Below are 6,828 nucleotides of genomic sequence, written 5' to 3' on the forward strand. Positions count from 1 at the left end.
GATGAGACGCGTGTACGCCCTCCTGCTCGCCCTGTGCTGCGCCCTCGCCGCCGCGCTGACGGCGGCCGGACCCGCCCAGGCGGCACCGCAGACGATCACCAACGGCACGCAGTTCACGGACACTTCGGGCAGCGCCGTACACGCCCACGGCGGCGGTGTCATCAAGGTCGGCTCTTACTACTACTGGTTCGGCGAGGACCGCAACAGCGACAACACCTTCCGCTACGTCGACGCCTACCGCTCGACCGACCTGAAGAACTGGGAGTTCCGCGCCCACGTCCTGTCCCAGTCCTCCGCCGCCGAGCTGTCCACCGCCTACATCGAGCGCCCGAAAGTCATCTACAACGCGGCCACCGGCACGTTCGTGATGTGGATGCACAAGGAGAACGGCGTCGACTACACCCAGGCCCGCGCCGCCGTCGCCGTGTCCGACACGGTCGACGGCAGCTACTCGTACCAGGGCAGCTTCCAGCCGCTCGGCCAGTACCAGTCCCGCGACATGACCACGTTCGTCGACACCGACGGCACCGCCTACCTGGTCTCGTCCGCCAACAACAACTACGACCTGAACATCTACAAGCTCACCGCCGACTACACCGGCATCGCCGGCCTGGTCGCCAACCCCTGGCCCGGCGGACACCGCGAGGCTCCGGCCCTGTTCAAGCGGGGCGGCGTCTACTTCATGCTGACGTCGGCTGCCACGGGCTGGAGCCCCAACCAGCAGCAGTACGCCACCGCCACCTCCCCGGCCGGCCCCTGGACCTCCTGGAAGAACGTCGGCGACTCCACCGCCTACGGTTCCCAGACCGCCTACGTCCTTGCCGTACAGGGCAGTTCGGGCACCTCGTACCTCTACATGGGTGACCGCTGGGGCAACTCCTTCGGCGGGACGGTCGACGACTCCCGGTACGTGTGGCTGCCGCTGACCTTCCCGGCCGCCACGTCGATGTCGATGTCCTGGTCCCCCGAGATCACCGTCGACACCACCGCCGGCACGATCACCGGCACCAGTGCCACGTACAACACCCTGATCGCCCGGCACAGTTCCAAGTGCGCCGACGTACCGAACCAGTCCCTGTGGCAGGGTGCCGCGATCAGCCAGTACACCTGCAACGGCGGCACCAACCAGAAATGGTGGTTCAAGGACCTCGGCAACGGTTACTACGAGCTGATGGGCCGGGGCAGCTCGCTGTGCCTCCAGGAGAACGCGAGCAACGTGACGCAGGAGGACTGCACCGCCGCCACCGCCCAGCAGTGGTCGGTCGCCGCCTCGGGCTCCTACGTGAACGTCGAGGCCCGTACGACCGGAGAGTGCCTGGACGTGTCCGGCGCGTCCACCGCCGACTCCGCCGCGGTCATCACCTACACCTGCAACGGCGGCACGAACCAGCAGTGGACACGTGGAACATGACGATTGTTCAGGCGAGCAGGTCGATCGCGTCGATCGCCGTGCCGGCGCTGAGATAGCCCGTCGTCCCCGAACCGCTCACGATGTCGATCTTCAGCACGTTGTACTGGCTGGTGTCCGTGAGCCACGCGGTGGCCGGGACGCTGTAGGAGAACGTGTAGTTGTTGCCCCGGTACGAGCCGACCGTCAGGGACCGGGTGCTCGGCTGGGTGGGCGGGGAGGGGATCGCCGAGGTCCAGTTGCCGTTGACCGTGATCTGCGGCCGGCCGTTGGCGTAGGCGGTGGTCACGCCGATCCGCAGGGTGTGCGCGGCGGCGGCCTGGGCGGCGGTGAGCTTGAAGTAGACGAGCAGGCCGCCGTTGACGTCCTTCCACAGGTAGCACGGGAAGGCGGAGGTCTCGGAACCGCTTCCGATCACCACGTTCCCGGTCCAGGAGGAGGCCCGCACGTCCGAGGGGTGCGCGTACGTCATCAGATCCGCGTTCTTGAATCCGCTCGGTGTGCCGTCCCAGTTGCCGATGCGCCAGATGGCGCTCGCGTTCGACGGGTCGTTGGACGACGGGACGGCGATCGTGTTGAGGGTCGTCGTCGCGCCCGCGGACACGGTCACCTGTGTGGTGTATACAGCCAACTCGCCTTTGTAGACAGTCAGCGTGTATGCACCCGGCAGGATCCTGGACACCGAGAACCAGCCGTCCGACGCCCGCGCCGTACCCCAGTACTGCGCCGCCGAGTTGGCGAGCCCGACCGTGTACGTGTACGCCGTGTCCCGTCCGCTGATGCCGACGCCGGCCACCCGGCCCCGGCCGCTGTCGGCGACGTACCCGGAGATGCCGAGCGAGTCGGCCCACGGCGTGGTGAGGGTGCCGTGGTACAGCGAGGACGAGGGCGCCCCGCCGTCGGTGAAGGCGATGACGTACGGGCCCTGGAGGCCGAAGCGCTCGGCCTCGGTCTGGTTCTCGCCGTAGTAGAGGATCTCGTACAGTCCGCCGCCGTCGGCGCTCTGGTGGCGCAGCAGCGAGCGGTAGAAGGGGCCGCCGGAGGCCTTCTCGTGGTTGCTGCGGACGATCCACAGGCCGACGCTGCCGGTGGTCCAGCCGATGTAGTCGTAGTCGACGACCCGGTGCCTGGAGTAGTGCTTGGAGCGGGTCTGGCCGTCGGACTTGGCGAAGACGTCCGAGGCCTCGACGGTGCTGGTGGTGTAGGTGTAGGAGTCCGGTTCGTCGTTGAGGAACAGGCCCGCTTTCACGCGCACGATGTACCGGGTGGCGGTGACCGAGGAGTCGGCCTTGTTGGTCCACAGGTAGATGTTGTTCTCGCCGCTGCGGGCCGCGTAGTAGTGCCGCAGTGTGCCGTAGGCGACGGAGATCAGGATGGTCGAGCCGGACTGGGCCAGGGTGACGGTGGAGGTGCCGAGGCCGGACTCGACGTGGGAGTTCTTGCCGCCGTAGCCCTGGTACTCGGTGCCCTTGTACACCAGCGAGGTCAGGTCGCCGTTGGTCTTGCTGACCTTGAAGACGAGGCCGGCGCCGGTGTCGACGACGTAGTCGGAGCCGTCGTCGCTCCAGCCGAAGCCCACCGCCGACGCGGTGGCCGCGAGCGGGCCGGCGAGGGCGGCCGTACCGGCGGCGGCTGCGGCGGTGACGACGACGGCGCGGCGCGTGACCGCGCTGTTCGAGGATCCGGACATGGGGGTGCCTCCTTCGGGAGGTCCGGGAGTGCGGGTGTGAGGCAGAGTGACAGTTGAATCGATTTCGCGAAAGGGCTTTCGCTGCTTTGCAGTTGGCGATCGTATGAATTCGATGAGAGGCCTAGAAAGCGCTTGCCGGGAGCGGTACGGTCCACCGGCCGGACCTTGCGAATCGCCGAGGAGTCACGAGTGAGACGTTTCAACGCTGTGCGCGGCGCCGTCCTGACAGCCGTCACCGTCACCCTGTGCGCGACCCTGGCGGCCACCCCCGCCCAGGCCCACCCCGGACCGCGGCCGCTCGGCCTGGAGAACTGCACCGCCACCGGCTGCCACTTCGACGTCCCGCCGGGCACCTACGACGTCACGGTCCGGCTCGGCGGCGCGGCGGCCTCCAGCACCGCCATCACCGGCGAGACCCGGCGCTCGCTGCTCCCGGAGACCGCCGTCGCCGCCGGCGAGCGCGCCACCCGCGCCTTCACCGCGAACGTCCGCACCCCCGAGGGCGAACCGACCGGACCCGACGGCACCCCCGGCCTGGACCTCACCCTCGGCGGCTCCGCCCCCGCCCTGGCCGGCATCAGCGTCACCCCCGCCCACCATGCCCGCCAGATCATCCTCATCGGCGACTCCACCGTCTGCGACCAGCCCGCCGCCCCCTACTCCGGCTGGGGCCAGCAGCTCCCGCAGTACCTGCGCAAGGGCCTGTCCGTCGCCAACTACGCCGACTCCGGCGAGAGTACGGTCACCTACCTGGCCGACCCGCAGCTCTGGGGCACCGTCCAGCCCCTGATCCGCCCCGGCGACCTCGTCCTCGTCCAGCTCGCCCACAACGACAAGACCATCGACGAGGCCACCTACCGGGCCAACCTGGAGACCCTCGTCGCCGGCATCCGGGACAAGGGCGGCGAACCGGTGCTCGTCACCCCCGTCGTGCGCCGCTGGTTCAACGCCGACGGCACCCTGAACAACAACACCGCCCTGCTGGTCAACGGCCTCGGCGTCGACCTCCCGGCCGTCATGCGGTCCGTCGCCGCCGCCGAGAACGTCCCCCTGATCGACCTCACGGCGAAGACCAAGACGCTGGTGGAGTCCCTCGGCGTGGCGGGCTCCAAGGCGATCTACCTCTCCAACGAGAAGCGCGACAACACCCATACCTCCGTGCACGGCGCGACCGTCTTCGCGGGCCTCGTCCGCGACGCGCTCGTCGCCCAGCACCTGGTGCCCGAGGGCCTGGTGCGGGTGGGATGAACTCCTGGGGCGCTCCGACCGGAACCGGGGCGCCCCAGGACCCGCCAGGAAGGAACGCCACCACCGTGATCCGACTGCCCGCCGACGACCGCGAGCCGAGCCCCCGCACCGGGTGCACCCGGGTGCACGGGGAGGCCGCCGCCGACGCCCTGCCGGCCGCCGTCGCCCCGTACGCCACCCCCGACCGCGCCCTCTACCGGGTGACCGGTGGGCCGGCCGTCCATCGTTCGGCGGGCGCCGAACCGTACGGCGCCTAGCGTGGCCGTATGACCGCAGAGCCCACCGTCACCACATTCGCCGGACTGCACCGCCCGGGCGAGCCGCTGCTGCTCCCCAACGCCTGGGACCACGCCTCGGCCGCCGCCCTCGCCGCCCGGGGATTCGCGGCGATCGGCACGACCAGCCTGGCCGTCGCGGCGGCGGCCGGGCTGCCCGACGGCCAGGGAGTGACCCGCGAGCAGACCCTCTGCCTCGCCCGTACGCTCGGCCCGGAGCCCTACCTGCTCTCCGTGGACGCGGAGGACGGCTTCTCCGGCGATCCGCAGGAAGTCGCCGAGCTGGCAGGTGAGTTGTGGTCCGCCGGGGTCGTCGGCGTCAACCTGGAGGACGGCCTCGGACCGGTCGGCCGGCACGCAGCGAAGATCGCCGCGGTGAAGGCCGCCGTGCCCGGCCTGTTCGTCAACGCCCGCACGGACACCCACTGGTCGGGCGACGGCGACGAGACGGAGACCCTCCGCCGCCTGGATGCTTATCAACAGGCGGGAGCCGACGGGGTGTTCGTGCCCGGCCTGGCCGACCCGGACCGGATCGCCGCCCTCGTCCGGCGCGTCGACGCCCCGCTGAACATCCTCTACTCGCCCACGGGCCCCACCGTGTCCCGGCTCGCCGAACTCGGCGTCGCCCGGATCAGCCTCGGCTCGCTGCTCTACCGGCGGGCGCTCGGGGCGGCGCTGGACGCGGTGGCCGACATCGTGGCCGGACGGGTGCCGGGCGGTACGACACCGTCCTACGCCGAGGTGTGCGCGCCGGACAGGAACGTCTCGGTGAGCAGGCCGGCGAACTCCTCGGGGTGATCCAGGGTGCCGAGATGCCCGCCCGGGAACTCCGCGAAGCGGCCGCCCAGCCGGTCGGCGAGGAACTCGGCGGTGCGGTAGAGGAGTTGGCCGCGAGAGTCGGCGCCGGCGGCGAGCGTGAGGCGGTGCCCGTCCGGCGTGACGGAGGGGACGTACGCCGTGAAGGGGTGCAGGACGTGGGCGAGGAAGACGCCCATCGGGGTCGCCGACGCGCCCTCGGCGGGCGGCCGCTCCGGCCTGTCCAGCTGCCCGATCAGCTCGGCTCGCCGCTCCGCCCCGTCCGGCAGCACCGTCACACACGGCGGCTCGTGCGCCACCACACCCGCCAGCCGCGCGGGGTGCCGTGCGAGCAGGTCGAGGACGGCGATCCCGCCGGAGCTGGTCCCGAACACAAAGGCCCGCTCGCCCGGCGGCAGCACCGCCTCCAGCGCCCGGTGCGCCCCGTCGCTCCAGTCCGCCGGCCGCTGGTCCGGGACCGGCAGCCCGAGCCGCCCGTGGGCGAGCCCCAGCGGGTCGTACGTCACGACCGTGAAGCTCCGCGCCAGGCGTTCCGTCAGCGGCCCGAGCCCCATCGGATGCCCGGCCCCGCCCGGGAGGATCAGCAGTACGGGACCGCTGCCGGTCACGTCGTGGTGAAGCGGTTCAGTCATGTTCCTTCGTCTCCCGGGGCCAGTGGGTGAGGGCGAGGTGCAGGGCGTCGACCGCCTTGTCCCAGGAGGCCCGGACGTCCCGGGCCGCGCCGAAGCCGCCCGCGGACTCCAGGGCGCAGTAACCGTGGAACGTGCTGCGCAACAGCCGTACGGCGTCCGTCAGATCGGGTTCGTCGAGGCCGTAGGCGCGCAGCATCCCGTAGGTGATCTCGGCCGTGCGGCGCAGGGCGGGGGAGTCGGCGATCAGGGACTGGTCGATGCGGATCTGGGTGGCCGCGTACCGGCCCGGGTGCTCCAGGGCGTACGCGCGGTACGCCCCGGCGAAAGCGGCCAGCGCGTCCTTGCCCGCGCGGCCCGCCACGGCCGGTGCGATCCGGTCGATCAGCTCGCCGCCCGCGTGCAGCGCGAGCCGGGTGCGCAGGTCCTCCAGGCCCCGGACGTGGGAGTACAGGCTCGCGTCCTTCACTCCGAAGCGGCGGGCGAGCGCGGACAGGGTGACGTTCTCGAAGCCCGCCTCGTCGGCGAGGTCGGCTGCCGCCGCGATCAGCCGGTCGACGGTGAGTCCCGCGCGGGCCACCCGACACCTCCTCCTTGGATACCTAGGGATAATCCTAGGGCATCTAGGTTGTGAACCGCTGTCGGGGGACAACAGGGCTTGTCGGTCTGGCGGTTGAAGCGATTCGATGGGCGGCGCGTGTGATCGCGTCCCTTCTCGTCAAGACGTCGTCGGCGGTGACATGGCCGCGGGCGGCCGGGGGG

7 protein-coding genes are annotated in these 6,828 nt (G+C 71.0%); 4 read left to right on the forward strand and 3 right to left on the reverse strand.

Going from position 1 to position 6,828, the window contains the following annotated elements; translation table 11 throughout:
- The first annotated feature begins 1 nt into the window (after nucleotide 1).
- Nucleotides 2-1,411, forward strand: coding sequence for a family 43 glycosylhydrolase (locus tag LE548_RS06495; RefSeq protein WP_225095678.1), 1,410 nt, complete (start codon nucleotides 2-4; stop codon nucleotides 1,409-1,411).
- Between the two features lie 7 nt (nucleotides 1,412-1,418).
- On the opposite strand, the gene LE548_RS06500 is transcribed toward LE548_RS06495, so the two are convergent.
- Nucleotides 1,419-3,098, reverse strand: a complete 1,680-nt coding sequence (locus LE548_RS06500) for a rhamnogalacturonan lyase B N-terminal domain-containing protein (RefSeq protein WP_225095679.1) — start codon at nucleotides 3,096-3,098, stop codon at nucleotides 1,419-1,421.
- 189 nt (nucleotides 3,099-3,287) lie between these two features.
- Here LE548_RS06500 and LE548_RS06505 point away from each other — a divergent pair, with 189 nt between their 5' ends.
- From LE548_RS06505 to LE548_RS06515, 3 genes are all read left to right on the forward strand, one after another.
- A complete protein-coding gene (locus LE548_RS06505) occupies nucleotides 3,288-4,346 on the forward strand; it encodes a rhamnogalacturonan acetylesterase (protein WP_225095680.1) in 1,059 nt (352 codons plus the stop codon).
- A 65-nt stretch (nucleotides 4,347-4,411) separates the two neighbouring features.
- Nucleotides 4,412-4,603, forward strand: coding sequence for a hypothetical protein (locus LE548_RS06510; protein WP_225095681.1), 192 nt, complete (start codon nucleotides 4,412-4,414; stop codon nucleotides 4,601-4,603).
- 9 nt (nucleotides 4,604-4,612) lie between these two features.
- Nucleotides 4,613-5,419: an isocitrate lyase/phosphoenolpyruvate mutase family protein gene (locus LE548_RS06515; protein WP_225095682.1), complete on the forward strand. Its 807-nt coding sequence runs from the start codon at nucleotides 4,613-4,615 to the stop codon at nucleotides 5,417-5,419.
- On the opposite strand, the gene LE548_RS06520 is transcribed toward LE548_RS06515, so the two are convergent.
- Both LE548_RS06520 and LE548_RS06525 read right to left on the reverse strand, forming a co-directional pair.
- Complete coding sequence (locus LE548_RS06520; protein ID WP_225095683.1) at nucleotides 5,353-6,069, reverse strand: alpha/beta fold hydrolase; 717 nt, start codon at nucleotides 6,067-6,069, stop codon at nucleotides 5,353-5,355. The genes LE548_RS06515 and LE548_RS06520 overlap by 67 nt on opposite strands.
- Nucleotides 6,062-6,646, reverse strand: a complete 585-nt coding sequence (locus LE548_RS06525) for a TetR/AcrR family transcriptional regulator (protein ID WP_225095684.1) — start codon at nucleotides 6,644-6,646, stop codon at nucleotides 6,062-6,064. The genes LE548_RS06520 and LE548_RS06525 overlap by 8 nt, the downstream gene beginning before the upstream one ends.
- Between the last annotated feature and the right edge of the window lie 182 nt (nucleotides 6,647-6,828).

This window comes from Streptomyces sp. CoH27, assembly GCF_020181035.1.
GTDB lineage: Bacteria > Actinomycetota > Actinomycetes > Streptomycetales > Streptomycetaceae > Streptomyces > Streptomyces camelliae.

What these genes read in the sequence shown, in the direction of transcription:
- LE548_RS06495 (WP_225095678.1), top strand. Translation starts at nt 2, where the DNA reads ATGAGACGCGTGTACGCCCTCCTGCTCGCCCTGTGCTGCGCCCTCGCC.
- LE548_RS06500 (WP_225095679.1), bottom strand. Translation starts at nt 3,098, where the DNA reads ATGTCCGGATCCTCGAACAGCGCGGTCACGCGCCGCGCCGTCGTCGTC.
- LE548_RS06515 (WP_225095682.1), top strand. Translation starts at nt 4,613, where the DNA reads ATGACCGCAGAGCCCACCGTCACCACATTCGCCGGACTGCACCGCCCG.
- LE548_RS06520 (WP_225095683.1), bottom strand. Translation starts at nt 6,069, where the DNA reads ATGACTGAACCGCTTCACCACGACGTGACCGGCAGCGGTCCCGTACTG.